This window comes from Klebsiella sp. D5A (assembly GCF_001620885.1).
Classification (GTDB): Bacteria; Pseudomonadota; Gammaproteobacteria; order Enterobacterales; family Enterobacteriaceae; genus Klebsiella; species Klebsiella variicola.
The window spans coordinates 147,824-169,679 of the sequence record NZ_LOAR01000008.1; the positions used below are offsets into that span (position 1 = coordinate 147,824).

The window sequence follows — 21,856 nt, forward strand, 5'->3', positions numbered from 1 at the left end:
GCATTAAACAAAAATGCATAGTGCTTTCAGTCGGATACTGTCAGCTGCTGCACCACTTTGCTGGCGAAAAAGGTCAGCGGCGCCTGCAGGTTTGCCAGATACTGGGCGTGGATCAGCCACAGTGAGACCGCAGGCTGAAAATCGCTGAGATTGAGGACCGCGATCTCGTCCCGCCACGGGCTGTTGGCCAGCGCCGCCCGCGGCACCAGACCCAGCCCCTGTCCCTGCGCCACCAGCGCTATCTGCAGCTGCGCGCCCGCGCTTTCGACATTAAGCTTCAACCGCAATCCCTGACTCTGCAGCTCGCGAATGAGCCCGGCGCGCAGGCCACAACCGTCGGGGTTAAGGATCCAGCCCTGTTCGGCGCACTCCCGCAGGGATGACGCGCGCAAATTCAAACGCCGGCCGACGATCGGCACCACCTCCAGGGGACACAGCAGGCGCCCGCTATAGCCCTCGGCGAAGCTTTGCTGGGCGGGCCCCATCGCCAGCATGCCGTCCAGCTCGCCGTTTTCCAGCCGGCGCTGCAGCTGTCCGCTCCAGCCGCAGGTGATCTGCGGCGACAGTCCGGGAAACTGCTGGCTCAGCGCTGACAGCGCCGCCGGCAGGGCAATCTCGCTGAGACTCTGCGGCACGCCGAGACGCAGCGCGCCGCGCGGCTCGCCTTCCGGATCCAACAGGCTGTAGAGTTTTTTCGTCTCACGCTTAATGCTCAGACACTGCTCGTACACCCGGTGTCCGGCGGCGGTCAGGGTCAGCGGGCGGGTCTGGCGCTCCAACAGCGTCACGTTCAGCTCCTGTTCCAGACGCTGAAGACGCCGGGTGATGGCCGACTGGGTGATCCCCAGATATTCCGCGGCCTGATTGAGGGAGGAAAACTGCACCGTGGCCAGCAAAGCGTCAATATCGTCAATGCGCATAGGATCCTTATGTGAAATTTGCATATTAATATATGCATAAATTGCATTTAAATAATATTAACGCCTCTGTTAGCGTTTTGACCAGTCCCTCTCACAGGAACCGCACATGACTGCACCACGACTGGAAAAATTACGCCATTTCATTCATGAGGTAGACCGCCTGCACCGTGAGCACCACCAGACCGCCCCGCTGCTTGACGCCGTGGCGCAGCGACTGGCGGCGCTGGTGCGTCACGACGACTGGCTGCCGGAAGAGTACACCCTGCCGCATCCGCACCATTACCAGCAGTATCTGCTGCATGCCGACTCCGGGGAGCGCTTCTCGATTGTCAGCTTCGTCTGGGGACCGGGGCAAGCGACGCCGATCCATGACCATCGGGTGTGGGGGGCCATTGGTATGCTGCGCGGCGCGGAGGAAAACCAGCGCTACCAGCTGGATGCCGATGGCATCCCGCGCGCGCTGGGCGCCGCCACGCTTCTGGAAGCAGGCCAGGTGGAGAAAGTCTCCGCTGACGATGGCGATATTCATCGCGTCAGCAATGCGCTGGCGGATCGCGTCTCCATCAGCATTCACATCTACGGCGGCAATATCGGCGCGGTGAAGCGCGCCGTGTATACCCCGGAAGGGCAGCAGAAACCGTTTATCTCCGGCTACTCTAACCGCCATTTACCCAATATCTGGGATTTGTCCCGCGAACATCAAGGATAACCACTATGCCCACCTACGCTTATCGCCAGGCCGCCGGGATACGCCAGGCGCTGCTCGACCGTCGTGAACTGGCGCTGATCGACGTCCGTGAAGAGGCCGATTTCGCCACCGCTCATCCGCTGTTTGCCGTCAATCTGCCGCTCAGCAAACTGGAGCTGGAGGTCCGCCGGCGGATACCGCGCTTCACCACCCCGCTCACCGTCTACGACAACGGCGAAGGTCTGGCGGAGATCGCCGTCGAACGGCTACGGGCCTGGGGCTATCAGGATGTGGCCCTGCTGACAGAGGGGCTCGCCGGCTGGCGCCGCAGCGGCGGCGAGCTGTTTCAGGACGTCAACTCCGCCAGCAAAGCCTTTGGTGAACTGGTGGAAAGCGTGCGTCACACGCCGTCGCTCAGCGCCCTGGAGGTTCAGGCGCTCATCGACAGCCGGCAGGAGGTGGTGATCGTCGACGCCCGGCGCTTCGATGAGTACCAGACCATGAGCATCCCCGGCAGCATCAGCGTGCCCGGCGGCGAGCTGGCCCTGCGGGTGGAGAGCCTGACGCCCTCCCCGCAGACGCCGGTTATCGTCAACTGCGCCGGACGCACCCGCAGCATCATCGGCACCCAGTCGCTGATCAACGCCGGCGTGCCAAACCCGGTCCATGCCCTGCGCAATGGCACTATCGGCTGGACGCTGGCCGGCCAGACGCTGGCGCACCAGCAGCAGCGGCAATACGATCCCTCCGCCCGCGCCTCCGGCGTCCGGGCCGCTGAGGTGGCGCATCTTGCCGAACGGGCCGGGGTGGCGGTCATCGATGAGGCCACGCTGCAACGCTGGCTGCAGCAGAGCGACCGCACTACCTTCCTGTTTGATGTCCGCAGCCCCGAGGAGTACGCGGCGGGTCACTATCCCGGCAGCCTGAGCGCGCCAGGCGGCCAGCTGCTGCAGGAGACCGATCACTTCGCCAGCGTACGAGGGGCGCGAATTGTGCTGCTGGATGACGATGGCATCCGGGCGGCGATAACCGGCTCGTGGCTGGCGCAGATGGGCTGGGAGACGGCGCGGCTGAGTGCGCTGTCGGCCAGCCAGTTGAGCGAACGCGGGGTGCCGGCCGCCGAGGTGCCGCCCGGCCCGCAGGCGGAGGAGATAAGCCCGGCGCAGCTGGCGCAACAGCTGGACGAACCCGGTACGGTGGTGCTCGATTTCACCACCAGCGCCAACTTTGTCGCTCGCCATATCCCCGGCGCGTGGTGGCTAACGCGCTCGCAGCTGCGCCAGGCCCTGGATGTGATCCCTCCCGCCCAACGTTACGTGGTGACCTGCGGCAGTAGTCTGCTGGCCCGCTACGCGGTGCCGGAGGTGGCGGCCTTGACCGGTAAACCGGTGCAGCTGCTTACCGGCGGGACGCTGGCGTGGATCGCCGCCGGTCTGCCGCTGGCGCATGGCGACAGCGGCCTCGCCGTCGAGCGCCTTGACCGCTATCGTCGTCCGTACGAAGGAACCGATAATTCCGCCGAGGCCATGCAGGCTTATCTGGAGTGGGAGTATGGCCTGGTGGATCAGCTGGCCCGCGACGGCACCCACGGTTTTCGGGTGCTCTAGCGCGAGCGCGCCTCAGGCCTCGCGCAGGATCCACGAATACTGAAAGCTCTTCGGCGCCGGAAAATGGGTCCGGCGTCGGTAGGAGCCCAGCGACTGCGGGGTGCAGTAGGTGCAACTCCCCAGCCATTCAACGCTCGCCGGCGACACTCCCGCCTCTGCGAAGATCGCTTCGGCAAAGGCGCGCAGATCAAACCACAGATTATCGCTGCCGCGTGCGGCGGCTTTGAGCGGATCGCTGACCGGGCCCGAACGGGAATGAAACAGCCGCTGGCGATGGCGGGCCACCCGATCACCGCCGGGCTGGTCCAGCAGTTGCTGATAAAATCCGGCGGAGACTTCGTAACAGCAAGGGTGAATATGCGGCCCCACGGCGATGACCAGATCGGCCAATGCCACCCCCTGCTGGCGAAAACAGGCCAGACTATTATCGACAATGCCGCTGACCAGCCCCTGCCAGCCGGCATGCACGCTGCAGACGAAGCGACCGTCGTGCGAGGCGATCAGCATCGGCAGACAGTCGGCGGTCACCACCCCCACCTTTTGCCCGGCTACCGCGGTAAACACCGCGTCGGCGTGCGGGCGCGTCGGCAGCGGCTGCTGATAATGATGAACCTCATTACCATGCACCAGCTTCACCGGAGCCAGCTCGGCATAGGGAAAGGCGGCGGTTTCGTGGACATCGAGAAAAGCGTGGCGGATGCCAGGGATAGCATTGAGCAAACGGGAGGTGTAAGCCATAGGGACGATAAGCGTCAGGGAATGATGTCTTACCATAGGCCAGGTGACGCGGACAGGCAAGGCGGCGGCCCGGCATTTTTTTGCCAGACCGCCGGATGCGTCTCAGACAATCGCGGCGCGCTGCTGACGATGCATCAGCCAGAACACCGCCACGCCGGCCAGCACAATGCCGGGCGCCGAGGCCGCCATCACCCCGACGGTGCCGGTGCCGAGGGCCAGCATCTTGCCGGCCAGCAGCGGGCCGCTCATCGCCCCGAGACGGCCCACCGCCACGGCGGTGCCGACCCCGGTGGCGCGGATCGCTGCGGGGTAAAAAAGCGGCGCCAGGGCATAGAGTACGCTCTGGCCGCCGGTGGCGAACAGCCCGGCGACAAACCCCGCCAGCAGCATTCCGTTTAGCGACGACGCGCTGCCCAGCGCCAGCAGGGAAGCCAGAATCCCGCTGTAGATCAGGAGCGACATCCGCAGCGGGGTGAGCTTATCCATTAGCGCTCCCAGCAGCAGCGTGCCGCAGGCGGCGCCGATCTGTAGAGAGAACATCACCCCCGCCGCCTGGCTGGCGCGGAATCCCTGGCCCACCAGCAGCATCGGCAGCCAGTTGATCAGCATATAGACCACCAGCAGGGTGAAAAAATAACCCAGCCACAACAGCAGGGTGGCGGCGGCATGCCCTGGGGCAAACAGGGTGCGCAGCGGCACGCTGGCCTCCGCGCGCTGAAACGCCTGCGACTCCGGTAGCCAGCGCATCAGCAGCGGGATCAGCAGTAACGGGACCACGCCGCCAATCCAGAAAATAGTCTGCCAGGCCGCGGCGAGACCGGAAAAGCCCAGCGCTGCCGCCAGCGCGGCGCCAATGGGTACGCCGCAGTACATCAGGCTTACCGCCCGGCCGCGGAAGCGTGAGCCAGCGGCTTCCGAGGTTAAGGCAATCAGGTTAGGCAATGCCGCCCCGAGCCCGACGCCGGTGAGCAGGCGCGCCAGCAGCAGCGTCGGGAAGCTCCATGCCACCGCAGTGGACAGCGAGAACAGGCCAAACAGCAGCACCGACCCCAGCAGAATGCGCTTGCGCCCGTGGCGGTCCGCCAGCATGCCGCCCACCAGCGCGCCGGGCAGCAGGCCGAGGATCCCGGCGCTGAAGATCCAGCCCATCTGCATTTTATCCAGCGCAAAGGCCTGCGCCATGCCGACGGCGGCGATCCCCGCCGCCTGCAGATCCAGCCCTTCCATCAGGGCCACCATAAAACAGAGCCCGATGGTAACCACCAGGCGCGAGGGGTTTGCAGTCGTTATCTTGGTCATAGGGTACCTTGGCGATAGCCGAACAAACGGAGCAGGTGACTGGCGGCTGATGCTTTGTCAGCCGCACGTTTTTCGTTATTTATTGCGGTTCAGCAGATCCAGCGCGACGTCGACGATCATATCTTCCTGGCCGCCGACCATCCGTCGCTTGCCCAGCTCGACGAGAATATCCACCGCGCTGAGGCCATAGCGCTCGGCCGCCGCTTCGCTGTGGCGCAGGAAGCTGGAGTAGACCCCGGCGTAGCCCAGCGCCAGCGTTTCGCGGTCGACACGCACCGGGCGGTCCTGCAACGGCCGCACCAGCTCATCGGCCGCGTTCATCAGGGCGTAGAGATCGGTGCCATGCTGCCAGCCGAGCTTGTCGGCGGCGGCAATAAATACCTCCAGCGGCGCATTGCCCGCCCCCGCCCCCATCCCGGCCAGGCTGGCGTCAATGCGATCGCACCCCTCTTCCACCGCGACGATCGAGTTCGCCACCCCGAGGCTCAGGTTATGGTGGGCATGCATCCCGGTGGCGGTCTCCGGCTTCAGCACCGCCTTCAGGGCACGGAAACGGTCGCGAATGTCGTTCATGTTCATCGCCCCGCCGGAATCCACCACATAGATACAGGTCGCGCCATAAGATTCCATCTTCAGCGCCTGCTGCGCCAGTGCCTGCGGGGAGATCATATGGCTCATCATCAGAAAACCGACGGTGTCCATTCCCAGCTCGCGGGCAAAGGCAATATGTTGCGCCGCGACGTCTGCTTCGCTGCAGTGGGTGGCGACCCGCACCACCCGCGCTCCGGCCTGATACGCCGCTTTCAGATCGTGCAGCGTGCCGATGCCCGGCAGCAGCAAGGTGGCGATTTTCGCCTGGCTGACCGCCTCCGCCGCCGCTTCAATCCACGCGATGTCGCTGTGAGCGCCAAAGCCGTAGTTGAAGCTGGATCCCTGCAGGCCATCGCCATGGGCCACTTCGATGGAGTCGACCCCAGCCTTATCCAGCGCGCCGGCGATCTGCTGCACCTGCGCCAGGGAATACTGGTGACGAATGGCGTGCATGCCATCGCGCAGCGTCACGTCCGAGATATAAAGTTTTTTACCGTTCATGCTGTCGCTCCCGCCGCGCTGTGCATTGCCCCGGCCATTTGCTCCGCCGTCGCCAGCGCCGCCGAGGTCATAATATCGAGGTTGCCCGCGTACGCTGGCAGATAGTGCGCCGCTCCTTCCACTTCGAGGTAAACCGCGGTTTTCAGGCCGGAAAAACAGCCGACGCCGGGCAGGTTGACCGGCTTATCCTCGGGGATAACCTCAAACTGCACCTGCTGCTTCAGCCGGTAGCCTGGGACGTAAGCTTGCACTGCCGCCGCCATTTCGGCGATCGAGGCGGCAATCGCCTCCTGCGACGCCAGCTCGCTCAGGACGTAGACGGTATCGCGCATCATCAGCGGCGGCTCCGCCGGATTCAGCACGATAATCGCTTTGCCCTTGCCCGCGCCGCCGACTTTTTCAATCGCCTGCGAGGTGGTTTCGGTAAATTCGTCAATATTGGCCCGCGTGCCCGGTCCGGCGGATTGGCTGGCGATCGAGGCCACGATCTCCGCGTAATGCACCTTCGCCACTCGCGAGACCGCGGCGACCATTGGGATGGTCGCCTGCCCGCCGCAGGTCACCATATTGACGTTGCCCTGATGGAGATTGGCCGCGAGGTTGACCACCGGTACGCAGTACGGGCCAATCGCCGCCGGCGTCAGGTCGATGACGCGGATCCCCGGCTTCGCTTCGCGCAGCGCGGCATCGTTTTTGATGTGCGCCCCGGCGCTGGTGGCGTCAAAAACAAAATCGATGTCGGCAAATTCCGCCATCTGCATCAGGCCGCCCACCCCTTCGTGGGTGGTCGCGACGCCCATGCGCCGGGCGCGGGCCAGGCCATCCGACTGCGGGTCGATGCCGACCATCACCGCCATCTCCAGATGCTGGCCGTGGCGCAGGATTTTAATCATTAAATCGGTGCCGATATTCCCGGAGCCGATAATGGCGACTTTACGTTTACGCATCACGATGTCCTTCTCCGGCGGCGACGAAACGTGCCGCGACTGAGCCAATACCTTCGATATGGGCGACAAAGCTGTCCCCTTCGTTAATCGCCACCATCGGGCCTAACGCCCCGGTCAGCACGATATCCCCCGCCCGCAGCGGTTCGCCGAGACTGGCCAGCTTGCGCGCCAGCCAGACTGCGGCGTTCAGCGGATGTCCCAGACACTCGCTGCCGCGACCGCTGGAGACCAGCTCCTGGTTGCGGGTCATGTGCATGGCGCACTGCTTCAGATCCAGTCCTGCCGGGCGCTGCGCCGGGCCGCCAATGACGTACAGGCCACAGGAGGCGTTATCGGCGACGGTGTCGACAAAGCCGATTGACCAGTCGCGAATGCGGCTGCCCACCACCTCCAGCGCCGGCAGCACCCATTCGATGGCGTTATACAGTTCATCAAAAGTGGTATCGGCATGCGGCAGATCCTGCTTCAGCACCAGGGCGATCTCGGCCTCCACTTTGGGCTGCAGCACGCGACCAAACGGTACCTCGGCGTTGTCGCCGTAGCACATGTCGGCAAACAGAGTGCCGAAATCCGGCTGGTTGACCCCCAGCTGCTGCTGCACTTTGGGATGGGTCAGGCCCACCTTGCGGCCCACTACCCGCCGGCCATGGGCCACGTGGTGCTGGACGTTCAGACGCTGGATGGCATAGGCGGCGTCGGCATTGTCGACGCCGAGGATATCGCGCAGCGGGGCGATCGCCTGGCCGGTCTGTTCCGCGTCGCGCAGCTGCCGGGCCAGCGCGTCAAGAGAAAAAGTCATCATTTACTCCTTAAGCCCGTGCGAGGAAATTGAGCACCAGCTGATTAAAACTGTCGGCATGTTCCCACTGCGCCCAGTGGCCGCAGTCGCGGTAAATATGCAGTTCCGAACCGGCGATCCCGGCGAGCAGGCGCAACCCGGCATCCATCGGCACGAAGCGGTCATTGCGTCCCCAGACGATCAGGGTTGGCGCGGTGATTTCGCCCAGCCGCGGGCCAAAGTCAGGAAACTGCTTCGGGTTGGCTTCGAGGCTCTTGACGAAGTTGTCCAGATGGTCGCGGCGCGACAGCATATTGTTGAGCCGCGCCTCGAACAGCTCCTCGGTGAGGTCGCGGGTGTCGAAGACGAAGATGCTCATCATCTTCTTCAGGTTTTCTATGGTCGGCTCGCGGTACAGGGCGTTCAGCAGCTTGATGCCCTCCGTCGGCATCGGCGTGAACAGGCTCATGCCGCCGGTCCCCCCGCCCATCAGCACCAGCTTCGCCACCCGCTCCGGCCAGCTCAGGGTGAAGGCCACCGCGCTATGGCCGCCCATCGAGTTGCCCAGCAGATGGACTTTATCGATCCCCAACTGATCGACCACGCTTTTCAGAATGCGGGCGTTGAGGTCCGAACGTGAGCCGCTGTTAACGATCGAATCGCTTTTGCCCCACCCCGGACAGTCGAGGAGCAGCACGCGATAGCCCGCCTCGACCAGCGGGTCAATGTTACGGCTGAAGTTGGCCCAGCCGGTGGCCCCCGGCCCGGAGCCGTGCAGCATGACCACGGTCTCTTTCCCGTCGCCGCAGTCATTGATATGGATGCGCAGCGTGCGGCCCCCCTCGTCGACATTGAGGAATCGGCTGGTGGCGGCTTCGGTTTGCGGTTGATAGCTCATGTTAGTCTCCCGGTTAATCAAATCTCGGTGGTGGCGCTCAGCGAGCCGAACCCGGCGATCCACTCGGGGATCGGCCGGTAATAGCGGCCCTCACTGCGCCAGCGGCCAAAAGCGGATAGCGCGGCAAAAGCGGCCACCCAGGTCTTAATTTCGTGCGTCGATTTCCCGGCCATCGCCGACAGCTCGTCGTTGCCGATCGCATCCAGCTCCGCCAGCCGCCCCTGCTCCAGCAGGCTCATAAAGCGGTTGTCCCAGACCGGGTTGAGGGGATGGAGCGAGCGCTGGTCTTCGGTAAACCGTCTGGCGGCGTTGATCACCCGCTGCTGACGCAGCTCGCGCTCGTCCGGCGGCAGCTGTTTGCCACTGCCAAGCAGACGGTCACGCAGATGGGCGTCGGCCTTCGCCAGCTCCGGCACCGGCGGCTGGTGCGAGAGTCCGCCCGAGCCGAGGATCAGCACCCGCTTATTGAGGGTGTTGAGGAAGCGGCCCATCGCCTCGCCCAGCAGCCGGGTACGTTGAAAACCCGGCAGCGGCGCGGCGACGCCGTTAATAAACACCGGCAGCACCGGCAGGCGGTCCAGGCCGCCCAGCAGAAATTCCAGCGGCTGGGCGAAGCCATGGTCCACCTGCATGTTGTACGACACCGCCAGATCGATACCGCTGTTGATCACGGAGTGGGCGCAGGCTTCCGCCAGCTCGGTCGGCACCGGCAGGTCGCCGGCGGCGCTGGCGAAGTCGCCGATGGCGGTGGCGCCGACGCCGAGGCAGAACGGCGGCATCACGTCATAGAAAAAACCGTTGTAGTGATCGGGAGCGAAGAGCACCACCAGCTCGGGCTCGAAGGCGGCGATCCGCCGCCGGGCGTCGGCAATCACCCCGTTCACTTCATCAAGAACCGCCTGCTCCGGGTCCACCAATCCCACCAGCGGAGTGTGGGAGAGACAGTGCAAATAGGCATGCATATCAGGCCACCTTCTCTTCAGCGTGGGCGGTATCCCCGGTTGCGAGGGCCATTTTTTCCGCCAGGGCGGTCAGCTGTGCGCCGAGGGTCTGCGGGATGGCGAGAGCGGCGACAAAGCGGTCCGGTCTGACCACGGCAATGGCGGTGTTATGCTGAGCAAACCAGCTCTTCAGGCGGTTTTGCGTATCGCCCACCCGCAGCGTGCCGGGGGCGTTATCCTGCTCGCGATGGATCTGCACCGCCGGCACCACCTGGATAAAGCGCACGCCCATCGCGCGCCAGCGGGCGATCTGCCCGGCGTCGAGCCCCCACTGCGGGTTGCAGCCCCAGCCGATAATGGCGAAATTCGCGCCGATGACGTCGTCGAGCAGCACGCTCTCGCCGCTCTCCAGCGTCACCTGCGGTTGAATAAACATTTTGCCCACCGGCGAGGTTTTGCCGGCGCCGTCGGTCAGCAGCGCCCCCTCGCGGTACTGCGGCATCGGCTTAAAGCGCATTTCGAGGAAGTAGCGCTTCACCGGCGGCAGGTAGTTCAGCAGCCAGGAGAGACCGTCGCGCACGGCCCCCTGCCAGCGCTTCGGCGGCGCCAGCACGTTGCCGGCGGTGACCGACAGATCAATCATCGCTTTCGCGTGGTCGCGGCGCTCCTGCTGATAGCTGTCGAGCAGCGCCTCTCCCGCTTTACCGTTGACCACCAGCGCCAGCTTCCACGCCAGGTTGAAGGCGTCGCGCATGCCGCTGTTGTATCCCTGCCCCTGCCAGACCGGCATGATGTGCGCCGCGTCGCCGGCCAGCAGCACCCGGTCAATGCGAAAACGCTCGGCAAGGCGGGCGTTATGGGTGTAGACCCGCTGGCGGATCAGCTCGACGCGGTCCGGGTCCGGCAGCACTTTGCTCAGCAGACGACGCATATTGTGCGGCTCGCTGAGCTGGGCTTCGGTTTCTCCGGGCATCACCATAAATTCAAAGCGGCGCACGCCATGGGGCAGCGCGGCGGAAACGTAGGGTCGCACCGGGTCGCAGCACAGGTAAACGTGCGGGGTGGCCAGCGGGTCGTTAGCGATATCGATGACGATCCACTGATTCGGCGCGGTCTTACCTTCGAAGGGGATGTTCAGCGTACGACGAATAAAGCTGGCGCCGCCGTCGCAGGCCACCAGCCAGTCCGCGCGCACCGTCTCCCGCTCGCCGTCCGGTCCTTTAAGATTTAACGTGACACCGTCACCGTTCTGGCTAAAGGCTTCTACTTCGCGGGAGAAGAGGCAGCGGACCTGCGGGAAACGCTGCAGGCCGTGATACATCACCGCATCGACCTGCGGCTGAATGAAGGCGTTGCGCCGCGACCAGCCAAACTCATCGGTCATCGGCTGGATATCAGCAAAGCAGCGCCCCTTCGGGGTCAGAAAGCGCATGGCGTGCCATGGCGTGGTGTGCGGCAGCACGTCATTTACCAGCCCCACCGCCTGCATCGCCCGCAGGGATTCATCGTCAATGCCGATGGCACGTGGGTAATCGATCAGTGTGTCGAGCTTTTCCACCAGCAGCACGCTGATGCCCATCTGGCCAAGGTAGTTGGCCATCATCAGGCCAACCGGACCGGCGCCGGCGATGGCGACCTGAGCGGTATGCTGCACGGCGGGTTGAATATCGGGTGTAGATGTTGTCATTTTCAGCGACCTCACGACTCGGAAACTGCCCGGCTGACAGGCAATTTGTTAATCATGTGTAAACGTATTTTTATAATGGGCTGAGTATAGGGCGGGGGTTTTCGGCTACAATCAAAACATCGCCGAATGTGCACCAGGTGCACTACGCTGTTTATAAAGCATTTTAAGGAAGGATTTATGCGTGACGATGGGTCCACTGAGTACAAAACGGTGCGTGGGTTAAGCCGGGGTTTATTGTTATTAAAATTGTTAAATAAATTCGACGGCGGCGCGACGCCGGGCCTGCTGGCGGAGTTTAGCGGCCTGCATCGCACCACCGTGCGCCGGCTGCTGGAGACGCTGCAGGAGGAGGGTTTTGTCCGCCGCAGCCGCTCCGACGACAGCTTCCGGTTGACCATTAACGTCCGCCAGCTGAGCGATGGATTTCGTGACGAACATTGGATTTCTGCCCTCGCCACACCGCTGCTCGGCGAGCTGCTGCGCGAGGTGCAATGGCCGACAGACATCACCACCCTCGACGTCGACGCCATGGTGGTGCGCGAGACTACCCACCGCTTCAGCCGACTGTCGTTTCACCGCGCGATGGTCGGACGGCGGCTGCCGCTGTTGCTCACCGCCTCCGGGCTGACGTGGCTGGCCTTTGCCCCCGACGCGGAGCGCGACGCCATCGTCAGCATGCTGGCCGCCCGTCCGGAAGCTGAGTATCAGCTGGCCCGCGAACCGGAACGGCTGGCGGCGATCCTCGCCCGCACCCGCCAGAACGGCTATGGCGAAAACTTCCGCGGCTGGCGGCAGGAGGAGAAAATCGCCTCCATCGCCGTGCCGGTCTGCAGCCAGCAGCGGGTTATCGGCTGCCTGAACCTGGTCTATATCGCCAGCGCAATGACCATTGAGCAGGCGGCGCAGAAGCATCTCCCTGCGCTGCAGAGGGTGGCGAGGCAGATAGAGGCCCGCATGGAAGAGGAAGAAGTGTGGTACGAAATGCCCTGATCGTGATGAGGGTAAATGCGATCACCCATTGCGCCCGGCTTCGTTATATAATTTAATACATAACGAATTTTTCACGCCATTCGGGCCACACCATGTCAAAACACCCCTTACTGCTGGGCCTGACGCTGCTCAGCGTCAGCCTGTTCACCGGCCAGGCCTTCGCCGACCGCACCGTCACCGACCAGCTGGGTCGCCAGGTCACGCTCCCCGACCACATCACCCGCGTCGTGGTTCTGCAACATCAGACGCTCAACCTGCTGGTGCAACTGCATGCCGCCGAGGATATCGTCGGCGTCTTAAGCAGCTGGCAGAAACAGCTCGGGCCGCAGTTCGCCCGCTTTATGCCTGAGATCGGGCAGCTGGCGACCCCGGGCGATCTCACCCAGGTCAATATTGAAAGCCTGCTGGCGCTGCGTCCGCAGGTGGTTTTTGTCGCCAACTATGCGCCGCCGGCGATGATCGCGCAGATCCAACAGGCCGGGATCCCGGTAGTGGCCATCTCGCTGCGCCAGGACGCCGCGGGTGAAAAAAATAAAATGAACCCCACCATGGCAGACGAAGAGCAGGCCTATAACGCCGGGCTGGTGGAGGGGATCCGCCTTATCGGCGAGGTCGTCGAGCGCCAGCCCGAGGCCGAGGCGCTGATTCACTACACCTTTGCGGCGCGCAAACAAGCCAATGCGCCGGTGGCCGATATTCCACCGAACCAGCGGGTGCGGGTGTATATGGCCAACCCCGATCTGAATACCTACGGCGCCGGTAAATACACCGGGCTGATGATGGCGCACGCCGGGGCGCTGAACGTGGCGGCCGCCAGCGTAAAAGGCGCCCGTCAGGTGTCGCTGGAGCAGGTGCTGGAGTGGAACCCGCAGGTGATCTTCGTCCAGGACCGTTATCCGCAGGTGGTCAAACAGATAGAGAACGACCCGCAGTGGCAGGCGATCGATGCGGTGAAACACCACCGCGTGTGGCTGATGCCGGAGTACGCCAAAGCCTGGGGTTACCCGATGCCGGAGGCCCTGGCGCTGGGCGAGCTATGGATGGCGAAAAAACTCTATCCTTCGCGCTACCAGAGCATCGATGTGGACAGTAAAGCCAGGGATTACTATCAGCGTTTTTACCGCGTGGCGTGGACGCCAGATGCGCGCTAACCACCATCCCTGGCGGTTGCAGGGTAGCCTGGCGCTGGCGACGCTGGCGATCGCGGTCGCCTCGCTCTGTTTCGGCCAGTACCCGTTAAGCCTGCGCGCCGTTGGCCACACCCTGGTCCATTTGCCGCCAGGTGAAGGGGTGATCGGGCAGATCGTCTGGTCGGTTCGCCTGCCGCGCGTGGTCATGGCTCTGCTGGCCGGGGGCGCGCTGGGGCTGTGCGGCGCCACCTTGCAGGGCGTGTTCCAGAACCCGCTGGTGGACCCGCACATCATCGGGGTGACCGCCGGCTCCGCCTTCGGCGGCACGCTGGCGATCCTGTTGGGCGTCGGCGGTCTGCTGATGATGGCCTCGACCTTTTTCTTCGGCCTCATCGCGCTGGGGCTGATTTACGCCCTCGCCGCCCTGCAGGGGCGGGACAGCACGCTGGGGCTGATTCTGTCCGGGATCATTCTCAGCGGCTTCTTCGCCGCGCTGGTCAGCCTGATGCAGTACCTCGCCGATAGCGAAGAGACGTTACCGAACATTGTTTTCTGGCTGCTCGGCAGCTTCGCGACCGCCAGCTGGCATAAGGTTCTGCTTATGTCCCTGCCCATGGCGCTAGCCGTCGGGGTGCTGTGGAAGCTGCGCTGGCGTATCAACCTGCTGGCGCTGGAGGAACGCGATGCCCGCAGTCTTGGCGTTCCGGTGGCCGCGCTGCGTCGCGGCGTGCTGGTGTGCTGTGCAGTGCTGGTGGCAGCCCAGGTGGCGGTCAGCGGCAGCATCGCCTGGATGGGGCTGGTGGTCCCGCACCTCGCCCGCCTGCTGGTGGGCGCTGACCATCGTCGCCTGCTGCCCACCGCCTTCTGGCTTGGCGCCGCGCTGATGCTGGTGGTGGACGATCTGGCGCGCACGCTGACCCAGGCGGAAATCCCGATCGGGATCATCACTGCCCTGCTCGGGGCGCCGCTGTTTACCTTTTTACTGGTGCAATCCCGGCGCCGGAGTACCGCCCGATGAACAGCTCATTATCGCTGGAAGCGCTACGCTACGGCCACCGTCAGCCGCTCTTCGCCCCGCTCACGCTGACCTGCCGGCCCGGTGAGATCTGGGCGGTGCTGGGCGCCAATGGCCGGGGAAAAAGTACCCTGCTGGACACCCTAACCGGCGTGTTGCCGCCGCTGGGCGGCCAGGTGCAGTGCGAGGGGGGCATCGCCCTGGTCCCGCAGTCGTTTCGTCCCGCTTTTCGCTGGCGCGTGAGCGATGTGGTGCTGATGGGCCGCGCCCGTCATGTGGATCTCTTTGCCCAGCCGGGCGAGGAAGATGCCCGGCGGGTTGAGAACGCGCTGGCGCAGCTGGGGATTGCCGCCCTGGCCGGGGATGACTTCGGCGCCCTCTCCGGCGGCCAGCAGCAGCTGGTGCTGATTGCCCGCGCGCTGGTCAGCGCCAGCCAGAATATCCTGCTGGATGAGCCCTGCTCGGCGCTGGACCTCGGTAACCAGCAGGTGGTATTGCAGCTGATCGGCGACCTCGCTCACCGCCAGGCACGCACCGTCCTGTTCACCACCCATGATCCAAACCATGCGCTGCAGGTGGCCAGCCATACGCTGCTGCTTCTGCCGGAGGGCCAGTGGCTGGCAGGCGAGACCGCCGACGTGCTGAGCGAAACGCACCTCCGGCAAGCGTACGGCCTGCCGGTACGTCTGATCTACCATCCAGCGTCCGCGTCCCCTCTGCTGGCGCCGGGGTTTACTCTGCGTCGCTGAACGGCATAAAACCCGCCTGCCGGAGATACCCCTGGCCAACGTCGCCGAGGATAAAGCGATACAGGGCCAGCGCGGCGGGATCCGCCCTGAGGCGCGCCAGCTGGTAATCGCAACGAATATTCCACGGCGCCGGGATGGTCAGGGTACGCAGATCGTCGCAGGCGGCCAGCGCGGGGCCATAGTGCGCGTAGCCGATAAACAGATCCGCCAGATTCTGGCGAATAAGCCACGCGCCGGCTATCTCGCCCGGCGGCACGCTCAGTGAGTCTCTACCGCCGACCCGCGGCTGCGCCCGCCCGGCTATCGCGTTGCCCAACCCAGGATAGTGCGCCTCAATTCGGGCAAACAGTTGCCAGGTATAATCTCCCGACGGATCGCATCCCGGCGTGGAGGTCGCCAGCCGCAGGCGGGGCGTGCTGAGCAGCGCCAGCCAATCCAGGCCATCGTTGTCCGGCGACCACCGGGCGGTCAGCATCAGCTGGTTGCCGGCAAATCCCTGGCATTCCTGCGCCAGACCGGCCTGCAGCAGCGCCTGCGGGTGCGCCGCGTTGGCGGACGCAAAAACCGCGCACGGCGCCCCGGCCTCGATCCGCTCGCGCAGCAGGCCGGCAGGGCCAAACTGCGCATCGACCGCCAGGCCAGTGTGCTGCTGAAAGTGCGCCACCAGCGGTAGGAAAGCGCTTCTCAGGCTTCCCGCCGCCAGCAGCGTGAGAGGAGTGGACATCATAGATAGTCGCTATAAACCGGATAATATAACGCTATATTACCCGGTTTGCCGTCGCGTCAGTAGCGAATTTCCGCCAGCGCGCGCAGCTGCTCGGGGGTGGCTACCGGCAGGTCGAAAAAGCGCAGATAGGCGGGGATCATTTCAAACAACATGTCGGTCCCGCGCTGGATATGGCACTGTCGCGCCTGAGCGGCCCTCAGCAGCGGGGTGTACTCCTGGGTCATGACGACCTCCCCCACCCAGGTGCCTGGCGCCAGACGGTCAACGTCCAGCGGCAGCGGATCGCTGGCCTTCATCCCCAGCGGGGTGGCATTGACCACCAGCTCGTGTCCGACAGGGTCGTGCTGCATCAGGGTGATATCGAGCTGCGGATAGTGCTGATGCAGCCGTCCGGCGAGGGCGTGCGCCACCTCGGGCCGGGTATCGTACAGGGTCAGGGCGCTGACTCCCGCCGCCGCGAGAGAGGCGGCGATAGCCGATCCTACCCCGCCGCTGCCGACCACCAGCGCCCGCGTCCCCTGCGGATTAAACCCTTTACGACGCAGGCCCAGCACAAAGCCGTCGCCATCGAACATATCCCCGGAGAGGCTGCCGTCGGCCTCGCGACGGATGGCATTGCAGGCGCCAGCGATGGCCGCCGTCGGGCTCAGGCGCTGGACCAGATCGCAGGTGGCGATTTTATGCGGCATCGTCACCAGCGCGCCGATGATGTTGGTCATCGTAAACAGCGGCGGAATAAACGCGGCGTAGTCCTCCGGCCTGACCCCCATCGGCACCACCTTTACGTCCACCTGCTGGTCGACGAACCACGGGTTATAGATCATCGGCGCCTTAAAACTGGCGGTCGGATAGCCAAGGTGCGCTATCAGCCGCGTATTTCCACTAATCACCATGCCTTGCTCCTTTGCTTACTGCGATAACTCGATACGTTTGACGTCGCCGAGGATAAACAGATAGGCCACCACGCCCAGCAGCGCGGCGCCGCCGATGTAGATCAACGCGTAGAAGAAATTGCCGAACCCGGCAACGATAAAGCCGATCACCAGCGGGGTGAGGATCCCCGCGAGGTTGGCGCAGAAGTTAAACAGGCCGCCGGTCAGGCCGCCCAGCCCCTTCGGGGCAATATCGGAGATCAGCGTCCAGCCAAGCCCCACCATTCCCTGACCAAAAAAGGCAAACGACATCACCAGGATCACCGCCAGGTCGCTATGCAGCCAGTTGGCGGTGATAATGCAGCTGGCCATCAGCAGACCGGCGACGATCGGCAGCTTTCGGCCAAGGTTGGCCGACCCGGTGGCCTTGAGCAGTTTGTCGGAGATCCAGCCGCCAAACATCACCCCGCCCGCGGCGGCGACAAACGGCAGGATGGAGAAGAAGCCGACCTTCAGCCAGGGCATATGCCGCTCGGTGGCCAGCCAGGTCGGGAACCAGGTGAGAAAGAACACCAGCACGGTATTGCCGGCAAACTGGCCGATGCTGGCGCCGATGATCTGCCGCTTGCTCAGCAGCTGGCGGACCAGCGGCCAGCTGAACGCCACCTGCTGGTCCGTCGGGGCGCTCAGGCCGCCGCCGTTTTCGATATGCTCGCGCTCCTGCTGGCTGAGGCGCGGATCTTCATGCGGTTCGCGGTAGCAGCGCCACCACACCAGGGCAAACAGAATACCGACCGCGCCGACGCTGACGAACAGCACCCGCCAGCCAAAGCCGTCCATGATCCAGAACAGCAGCGGCGCAAAGCAGGCCAGCCCGAGGTATTCCCCTACCGTGTACACCGCTGTGGCTTTCGCCCGCTCATGCTGCGGGAACCAGGCGCTGACCACCCGGCTGTTGACCGGAAAGCACGGCGCTTCGCTAATGCCGAGTCCGAAGCGGCACAGCAACAGTGTTTTCAGCCCCACCGCCATGCCGTGGAACAGGGTAAACAGCGACCATAGGGTCAGCGACAGAAAATAGGTCACTTTGTTGCCAAAGCGGTCAAGGAACAGCCCGCCGGGGATCTGCGCCAGGGCATAGGTCCAGGCGAAGGCGGAAAAAAGGATACCCATGATCGCCGGGTCGATCCCCAGCTCACCGGTGAGCTTTGGGGCGGCGATCCCCAGCACGGTGCGATCGAGGTAGTTGATCATGGTACCAACGGCCAACAGCGCAAGGATGCCGATGCGCCGCCGGGAGCGGCGCACGGTGACGGCAGGCTGGGCGGCAGCCGTCGGGTTAGGGCTATATGAGCTCATAGTCAGTTCCTGTCTCGGGTACAGAGGATGTTGTTATTGTGTTTAAAGCATAATGAACCATTTGATTCGGGCTAACAATACTGCATCGCCGCCAGACGGACGGCGGCATTCGCCGCGCCATAGAGCGCGTAACCGGCCCGTCGTTCGGTTAACTCAAAGAAAAAGCGCCCGGCGGTAAAGGGGCGGGTATAAAGATGCAGGAAGGCCCCGCCCTGCGGATCGCGGTCGTAGAGGAGCTGCCGCCGCTGCAGTTGCCCAACGTCCAGCTCGCCGCCGAAGCGCGCCAGCAGATCGTCATAATAATTGGCCGGGATCTGCAGCGCATGGCGGGCAACGTCGGCAAGCTGGTCGCAGGTGGCCGGCAGATCGCGGCAGGCAAAGGCCGCATGCTGCAGCCCTGCCCCCTGGTAGCAGGCGACCGAGCGGGCAATCTGCGTCGCCCGGCTCTGCGAAATATTCAGCGCCAGACGGATATCGCCCTGCGGGCTGCGCACCGCCAGACTGCGCACCAGTCCATACGGGTCCGGCAGCGTCTGCTCATGCTCAAGGGTAAAACCAAACACCGTGCGGAAGAACATCACCCAGTTGTCGCGGCTGTCGGCCTCCATCCCCAGCGCCAGATGGTCGATACCGAGATAATCCTCGCGCACCGTCAGTCCGTCGCGCAGATGAAAATCGCGCTCATAGATCCCTTCCCCGGCCTCGATGAGATAGATAAGGCTACCGTCCGGGGCGCAGATCGCCGGGATCGGCGTTTCGTTCGGCCCGGCATCGCCCTGCCAGGTGGCATACCCCAGCGCCCGGGCGCGGGCCACAATCGGCGCACTGCGATCGACCCGCAGCGCCATGGCGCACAGCGATACGCCGTGGCGTTGATAGAAATGATCGGCCCAGCTGTGGGGCTGATGGTTGATGACGATCCGCGCCCCGCCGTTGCGCCACAGCGTCACCTGTTTGGAGCGGTGGCTTCCCTCGTGCTGAAAACCCAGCGCCTGCAGATGCTGCCCCAGGCGCTGCGCCTCGGCGGCGCTGGCGGCAAACTCGATAAACTCCAGCCCGTGATAGACCGGCAGCGGCGGCGGTGAAAACAGATCGGCATCGCACGTCGGGAGCCGACGGCGGGTTTGCTCCTCCAGCCACAGCAGCGAACGATAACCATCTTTGGCCGTCGCGCCGTTCGGCGAGGCGCGAAAACCGTCATTAAAGATCTCCAGCGACCAGGGGCCGCGATAGCCGCAGCGGGTGACCTGCTCGGCAAACGGCTCCAGCGGCAGCTCGCCCTGCCCGGGGAAGCAGCGGAAATGGCGACTCCATTCCAGGAGATCCATTTTCATGTACGGCGCATCGGCGAGCTGAACAAAGGTGATTTTCTCCACCGGCACCGACGGTAGCGCGTCCAGCGTGTCGCCGCGAGCCAGAATATGGAAGCTGTCGAGCACCAGGCCCAGCGCCGGGCTGTCCACCCGCCGTACCCGCTCCCAGGCCTGCTGCCAGCGGTTCACATGGGTTCCCCAGGCCAGGGCCTCATAGCCGATGGTGATCCCCTCTTCTTCCGCCAGCGTGGCCAGCGCCCGCAGATCCGCGACCTGCAATTCGCTATCCGCCGAGCAGTCCGGCTGCACATTGCTGCACAGCAGCAGCGTGTCGCAGCCCAGCTCGTGCATCAGGGCAAACTTGCGCCGAGCGCGGGCTATATTCGCCGCAAACTGCGCCCGGCTGGCGCCTTCAAAATCGCGAAAGGGTTGAAAAAGCGTGATTTTTAACCCTAAATCGGCGGCAAGCTGGCGGATTTCCGCCGGCGTCCCCGTATAATAGAGCAGATCGTTCTCGAAAATTTCCACACCCTGATAGCCCGCCGCCGCAATAGCGTGCAGCTTCTCAGGCAGGGTGCCGGAAATCGAAACGGTGGCGATAGAGCGCAGCATAAGGTCCTCGGGTCAACAACTGACGTGAGCCTTGAATATGTATCATTTGGTTCATTTGCGCCATACTAGGTTGCTAAATTGTGATCATTATGTGTATTTTTTGTCACCCAAGAAAAAGGAGTTGCCATGACCGTCGTTGCTCATGATGAAGCACAATCCCTGAAGGCGCGGATTTTCAGCGCTGCTATCGCTGTTTTTGCTGAACACGGGCTGTCAGGCGCCCGCATGGAGCAGATCGCCACCGAAGCGCAGACCACCAAGCGCATGGTGGTTTACTACTTCAAAAGCAAAGAGCAGCTCTATCAGGAGGTGCTGCAGTATGTGTATGCGCGGATCCGCGAAACCGAGCAGCAGCTGGGGCTGGAGAATGTGCCGCCGGTGGAGGCGCTGGTGCGGCTGGTGCGCTGGAGCGTGCGTTATCACGCCACCCACGCGGACTATATGCGGGTGATTTGCATGGAGAATATGCAGCGCGGCAAGTGGTTACAAACCTCGGGTGAACTGAAACCGCTGAATCGTACCGCCCTGTCGATTCTGGAAGACATTTTACAGCGCGGCCAGCAGCAAGGCGTCTTTCAGGCGGGGCTCGAAGCACGCGATGTGCACCGGTTAATCAGCAGCTTCAGCTTTTATCAGGTGTCGAACTTCTACACCTTCAGCAGCCTGTACCTTGACGATCCGTTGCCCGCCATCGACGACGAAGCGATGGTGGCCCACCACTGCGACATTGCCGTCCGGGCGGTGATCCGCTTCGTGATATCCTGACCCGCCGGCGACAGAAGTTAATGCCCGGAAAGGGCGTGAATGACTTTCTCCATGGCCTCCACGGTGAGCGCCGAACGCTGAATTTTGGCGTTCGCCAGCGAGGTGCGCAGTACGCCGGCAATGACAATGTGTTTCGGCTCCTGGCCCAGGTCTCGCATTTCCAGCACCACTTTACCCACCACGCGGCACATTTCCTGGTACAGCTCGTCGTCTTTGGCTTTATTTCCCATCTGGTTTTGCTCGCACTTTATTATTATCAATCAATTCATTATTGATAGATTTTTTCCGCAACGCAAATTATCCCCGGCGGAATGGGCCAATGGCGCATTTTACTGGTTCATCACGCGAGAAAAAGCGCCTTCCGCTGCCCCTTTGCCTGCCCGGTGATGAAAAAATGTGTTGCGTACTTTTATGCATAACGTGCCGGTTTTGTTACGCGTTTTGTCCATAATTTGAAACGAGGTTTTTATTTTCCTTTTTGATTTCGGCAGCGTATAATGCGCTTCGATTCTTTCTTGAATGGTTTCAGCGCATTGGACTGCATGATAAAACGCATAACACCTTGCCACATTTCATGGGCTGAACCGCCAGCACACATTCTTCTGCACGCTCCGGGGTTGTCACCTATCCTTAGGGCGTGGCTTAGCAACTTTCGTAATACAGGTTTGGCTCCCCGGCAGTGCGCCCGCGGAGCGAGAATTCCATATCCTTCACAACTTAAAGACTAAA

23 protein-coding genes are annotated in these 21,856 nt (G+C 63.3%); 8 read left to right on the forward strand and 15 right to left on the reverse strand.

All coding sequences use genetic code 11. The annotated features are described in order from the left end of the window. Positions 1–26: 26 nt before the first annotated feature. The gene (locus AS136_RS13550) at positions 27–920 is read right to left on the reverse strand and encodes a LysR family transcriptional regulator (RefSeq protein ID WP_023322822.1); all 894 of its coding nucleotides are present in this window, start codon (positions 918–920) and stop codon (positions 27–29) included. Positions 921–1,026: 106 nt separating this feature from the next. Between AS136_RS13550 and AS136_RS13555 the strand changes: the two genes are divergently transcribed. Together AS136_RS13555 and AS136_RS13560 are read left to right on the forward strand one after the other, a co-directional pair. Next, positions 1,027–1,629, forward strand: a complete 603-nt coding sequence (locus AS136_RS13555; RefSeq protein WP_023322823.1) for a cysteine dioxygenase family protein — start codon at positions 1,027–1,029, stop codon at positions 1,627–1,629. Positions 1,630–1,634: 5 nt separating this feature from the next. Further along, positions 1,635–3,215: a rhodanese homology domain-containing protein gene (locus tag AS136_RS13560; protein ID WP_023322824.1), complete on the forward strand. Its 1,581-nt coding sequence runs from the start codon at positions 1,635–1,637 to the stop codon at positions 3,213–3,215. Between the two features lie 12 nt (positions 3,216–3,227). On the opposite strand, the gene AS136_RS13565 is transcribed toward AS136_RS13560, so the two are convergent. The 8 genes from AS136_RS13565 to AS136_RS13600 all read right to left on the reverse strand — a co-directional run bounded on the left by AS136_RS13565 (position 3,228) and on the right by AS136_RS13600 (position 11,595). Beyond that, positions 3,228–3,953, reverse strand: a complete 726-nt coding sequence (locus AS136_RS13565) for a purine nucleoside phosphorylase YfiH/LACC1 family protein (protein WP_023322825.1) — start codon at positions 3,951–3,953, stop codon at positions 3,228–3,230. A gap of 102 nt (positions 3,954–4,055) precedes the next feature. Further along, positions 4,056–5,252 carry a 3-(3-hydroxy-phenyl)propionate transporter MhpT gene (gene mhpT / locus AS136_RS13570; RefSeq protein ID WP_023322826.1) on the reverse strand — a complete coding sequence of 399 codons (1,197 nt, stop codon included), beginning with the start codon at positions 5,250–5,252 and terminating at the stop codon, positions 4,056–4,058. Between the two features lie 75 nt (positions 5,253–5,327). After that, a complete protein-coding gene (gene mhpE / locus AS136_RS13575) occupies positions 5,328–6,344 on the reverse strand; it encodes a 4-hydroxy-2-oxovalerate aldolase (RefSeq protein WP_008804486.1) in 1,017 nt (338 codons plus the stop codon). Continuing rightward, on the reverse strand, positions 6,341–7,291 hold the full coding sequence (gene mhpF / locus AS136_RS13580; protein WP_023297812.1) for an acetaldehyde dehydrogenase: 951 nt from the start codon (positions 7,289–7,291) through the stop codon (positions 6,341–6,343). Before mhpF ends, mhpE begins: the two co-directional genes overlap by 4 nt. Beyond that, positions 7,284–8,090 (reverse strand): 2-keto-4-pentenoate hydratase, encoded by an 807-nt coding sequence (gene mhpD, locus AS136_RS13585; protein ID WP_012967940.1) that lies wholly within the window; start codon positions 8,088–8,090, stop codon positions 7,284–7,286. Before mhpD ends, mhpF begins: the two co-directional genes overlap by 8 nt. Before the next feature lie 10 nt (positions 8,091–8,100). Further along, positions 8,101–8,967 carry a 2-hydroxy-6-oxonona-2,4-dienedioate hydrolase gene (gene mhpC, locus AS136_RS13590; RefSeq protein WP_023322827.1) on the reverse strand — a complete coding sequence of 289 codons (867 nt, stop codon included), beginning with the start codon at positions 8,965–8,967 and terminating at the stop codon, positions 8,101–8,103. A gap of 17 nt (positions 8,968–8,984) precedes the next feature. After that, positions 8,985–9,929 (reverse strand): 2,3-dihydroxyphenylpropionate/2,3-dihydroxicinnamic acid 1,2-dioxygenase, encoded by a 945-nt coding sequence (gene mhpB, locus AS136_RS13595; protein ID WP_023322828.1) that lies wholly within the window; start codon positions 9,927–9,929, stop codon positions 8,985–8,987. Position 9,930: 1 nt separating this feature from the next. Continuing rightward, positions 9,931–11,595: a bifunctional 3-(3-hydroxy-phenyl)propionate/3-hydroxycinnamic acid hydroxylase gene (locus AS136_RS13600; RefSeq protein ID WP_023322829.1), complete on the reverse strand. Its 1,665-nt coding sequence runs from the start codon at positions 11,593–11,595 to the stop codon at positions 9,931–9,933. A gap of 177 nt (positions 11,596–11,772) precedes the next feature. Here AS136_RS13600 and AS136_RS13605 point away from each other — a divergent pair, with 177 nt between their 5' ends. The 4 genes from AS136_RS13605 (at position 11,773) to AS136_RS13620 (ending at position 15,479) form a co-directional block, all read left to right on the forward strand. Continuing rightward, positions 11,773–12,585, forward strand: coding sequence for a DNA-binding transcriptional regulator (locus AS136_RS13605; protein WP_012541407.1), 813 nt, complete (start codon positions 11,773–11,775; stop codon positions 12,583–12,585). Positions 12,586–12,677: 92 nt separating this feature from the next. Further along, entirely contained in the window at positions 12,678–13,736 is a 1,059-nt protein-coding gene (locus AS136_RS13610; protein ID WP_023322830.1) for an ABC transporter substrate-binding protein, read from the forward strand. After that, on the forward strand, positions 13,726–14,733 hold the full coding sequence (locus AS136_RS13615) for a FecCD family ABC transporter permease (protein ID WP_023322831.1): 1,008 nt from the start codon (positions 13,726–13,728) through the stop codon (positions 14,731–14,733). The genes AS136_RS13610 and AS136_RS13615 overlap by 11 nt, the downstream gene beginning before the upstream one ends. Then, the gene (locus tag AS136_RS13620) at positions 14,730–15,479 is read left to right on the forward strand and encodes an ABC transporter ATP-binding protein (RefSeq protein WP_012967936.1); all 750 of its coding nucleotides are present in this window, start codon (positions 14,730–14,732) and stop codon (positions 15,477–15,479) included. Before AS136_RS13615 ends, AS136_RS13620 begins: the two co-directional genes overlap by 4 nt. On the opposite strand, the gene AS136_RS13625 is transcribed toward AS136_RS13620, so the two are convergent. The 4 genes from AS136_RS13625 to AS136_RS13640 all read right to left on the reverse strand — a co-directional run bounded on the left by AS136_RS13625 (position 15,463) and on the right by AS136_RS13640 (position 20,362). After that, positions 15,463–16,206 (reverse strand): substrate-binding domain-containing protein, encoded by a 744-nt coding sequence (locus tag AS136_RS13625; protein WP_023322832.1) that lies wholly within the window; start codon positions 16,204–16,206, stop codon positions 15,463–15,465. The genes AS136_RS13620 and AS136_RS13625 overlap by 17 nt on opposite strands. A gap of 56 nt (positions 16,207–16,262) precedes the next feature. Then, entirely contained in the window at positions 16,263–17,099 is an 837-nt protein-coding gene (locus tag AS136_RS13630) for a shikimate dehydrogenase family protein (protein ID WP_008804475.1), read from the reverse strand. Positions 17,100–17,114: 15 nt separating this feature from the next. Further along, the gene (locus AS136_RS13635; RefSeq protein ID WP_063266801.1) at positions 17,115–18,437 is read right to left on the reverse strand and encodes an MFS transporter; all 1,323 of its coding nucleotides are present in this window, start codon (positions 18,435–18,437) and stop codon (positions 17,115–17,117) included. 71 nt (positions 18,438–18,508) lie between these two features. Continuing rightward, on the reverse strand, positions 18,509–20,362 hold the full coding sequence (locus AS136_RS13640) for a bifunctional sugar phosphate isomerase/epimerase/4-hydroxyphenylpyruvate dioxygenase family protein (protein WP_023322834.1): 1,854 nt from the start codon (positions 20,360–20,362) through the stop codon (positions 18,509–18,511). 126 nt (positions 20,363–20,488) lie between these two features. Between AS136_RS13640 and AS136_RS13645 the strand changes: the two genes are divergently transcribed. Beyond that, positions 20,489–21,127 (forward strand): TetR/AcrR family transcriptional regulator, encoded by a 639-nt coding sequence (locus AS136_RS13645; protein ID WP_008804472.1) that lies wholly within the window; start codon positions 20,489–20,491, stop codon positions 21,125–21,127. A 17-nt stretch (positions 21,128–21,144) separates the two neighbouring features. Here AS136_RS13645 and fumD read toward each other — a convergent pair whose 3' ends face one another. Together fumD and AS136_RS28675 are read right to left on the reverse strand one after the other, a co-directional pair. Then, on the reverse strand, positions 21,145–21,357 hold the full coding sequence (gene fumD, locus AS136_RS13650; protein ID WP_012541399.1) for a fumarate hydratase FumD: 213 nt from the start codon (positions 21,355–21,357) through the stop codon (positions 21,145–21,147). Between the two features lie 236 nt (positions 21,358–21,593). Next, positions 21,594–21,725 carry a hypothetical protein gene (locus tag AS136_RS28675; protein ID WP_004217210.1) on the reverse strand — a complete coding sequence of 44 codons (132 nt, stop codon included), beginning with the start codon at positions 21,723–21,725 and terminating at the stop codon, positions 21,594–21,596. Here AS136_RS28675 and ynhH point away from each other — a divergent pair. Continuing rightward, positions 21,670–21,855, forward strand: a complete 186-nt coding sequence (gene ynhH / locus AS136_RS29355; protein WP_418268519.1) for a protein YnhH — start codon at positions 21,670–21,672, stop codon at positions 21,853–21,855. The two genes, AS136_RS28675 and ynhH, sit on opposite strands and share 56 nt — an antisense overlap. Position 21,856: the final 1 nt, after the last annotated feature.

Excerpts from the sequence above, each read along its gene's own strand:
- AS136_RS28675 (WP_004217210.1), bottom strand. The coding sequence starts at position 21,725 with ATGTGTGCTGGCGGTTCAGCCCATGAAATGTGGCAAGGTGTTATGCGT.
- mhpD (WP_012967940.1), bottom strand. The coding sequence starts at position 8,090 with ATGACTTTTTCTCTTGACGCGCTGGCCCGGCAGCTGCGCGACGCGGAA.
- mhpT (WP_023322826.1), bottom strand. The coding sequence starts at position 5,252 with ATGACCAAGATAACGACTGCAAACCCCTCGCGCCTGGTGGTTACCATC.
- AS136_RS13640 (WP_023322834.1), bottom strand. The coding sequence starts at position 20,362 with ATGCTGCGCTCTATCGCCACCGTTTCGATTTCCGGCACCCTGCCTGAG.
- AS136_RS13615 (WP_023322831.1), top strand. The coding sequence starts at position 13,726 with ATGCGCGCTAACCACCATCCCTGGCGGTTGCAGGGTAGCCTGGCGCTG.
- mhpF (WP_023297812.1), bottom strand. The coding sequence starts at position 7,291 with ATGCGTAAACGTAAAGTCGCCATTATCGGCTCCGGGAATATCGGCACC.
- AS136_RS13625 (WP_023322832.1), bottom strand. The coding sequence starts at position 16,206 with ATGATGTCCACTCCTCTCACGCTGCTGGCGGCGGGAAGCCTGAGAAGC.
- AS136_RS13610 (WP_023322830.1), top strand. The coding sequence starts at position 12,678 with ATGTCAAAACACCCCTTACTGCTGGGCCTGACGCTGCTCAGCGTCAGC.
- AS136_RS13620 (WP_012967936.1), top strand. The coding sequence starts at position 14,730 with ATGAACAGCTCATTATCGCTGGAAGCGCTACGCTACGGCCACCGTCAG.
- ynhH (WP_418268519.1), top strand. The coding sequence starts at position 21,670 with ATGATAAAACGCATAACACCTTGCCACATTTCATGGGCTGAACCGCCA.
- mhpC (WP_023322827.1), bottom strand. The coding sequence starts at position 8,967 with ATGAGCTATCAACCGCAAACCGAAGCCGCCACCAGCCGATTCCTCAAT.
- AS136_RS13645 (WP_008804472.1), top strand. The coding sequence starts at position 20,489 with ATGACCGTCGTTGCTCATGATGAAGCACAATCCCTGAAGGCGCGGATT.
- AS136_RS13560 (WP_023322824.1), top strand. The coding sequence starts at position 1,635 with ATGCCCACCTACGCTTATCGCCAGGCCGCCGGGATACGCCAGGCGCTG.
- AS136_RS13600 (WP_023322829.1), bottom strand. The coding sequence starts at position 11,595 with ATGACAACATCTACACCCGATATTCAACCCGCCGTGCAGCATACCGCT.
- AS136_RS13635 (WP_063266801.1), bottom strand. The coding sequence starts at position 18,437 with ATGAGCTCATATAGCCCTAACCCGACGGCTGCCGCCCAGCCTGCCGTC.
- AS136_RS13565 (WP_023322825.1), bottom strand. The coding sequence starts at position 3,953 with ATGGCTTACACCTCCCGTTTGCTCAATGCTATCCCTGGCATCCGCCAC.
- mhpB (WP_023322828.1), bottom strand. The coding sequence starts at position 9,929 with ATGCATGCCTATTTGCACTGTCTCTCCCACACTCCGCTGGTGGGATTG.
- AS136_RS13605 (WP_012541407.1), top strand. The coding sequence starts at position 11,773 with ATGCGTGACGATGGGTCCACTGAGTACAAAACGGTGCGTGGGTTAAGC.
- AS136_RS13550 (WP_023322822.1), bottom strand. The coding sequence starts at position 920 with ATGCGCATTGACGATATTGACGCTTTGCTGGCCACGGTGCAGTTTTCC.
- mhpE (WP_008804486.1), bottom strand. The coding sequence starts at position 6,344 with ATGAACGGTAAAAAACTTTATATCTCGGACGTGACGCTGCGCGATGGC.
- AS136_RS13630 (WP_008804475.1), bottom strand. The coding sequence starts at position 17,099 with ATGGTGATTAGTGGAAATACGCGGCTGATAGCGCACCTTGGCTATCCG.
- fumD (WP_012541399.1), bottom strand. The coding sequence starts at position 21,357 with ATGGGAAATAAAGCCAAAGACGACGAGCTGTACCAGGAAATGTGCCGC.
- AS136_RS13555 (WP_023322823.1), top strand. The coding sequence starts at position 1,027 with ATGACTGCACCACGACTGGAAAAATTACGCCATTTCATTCATGAGGTA.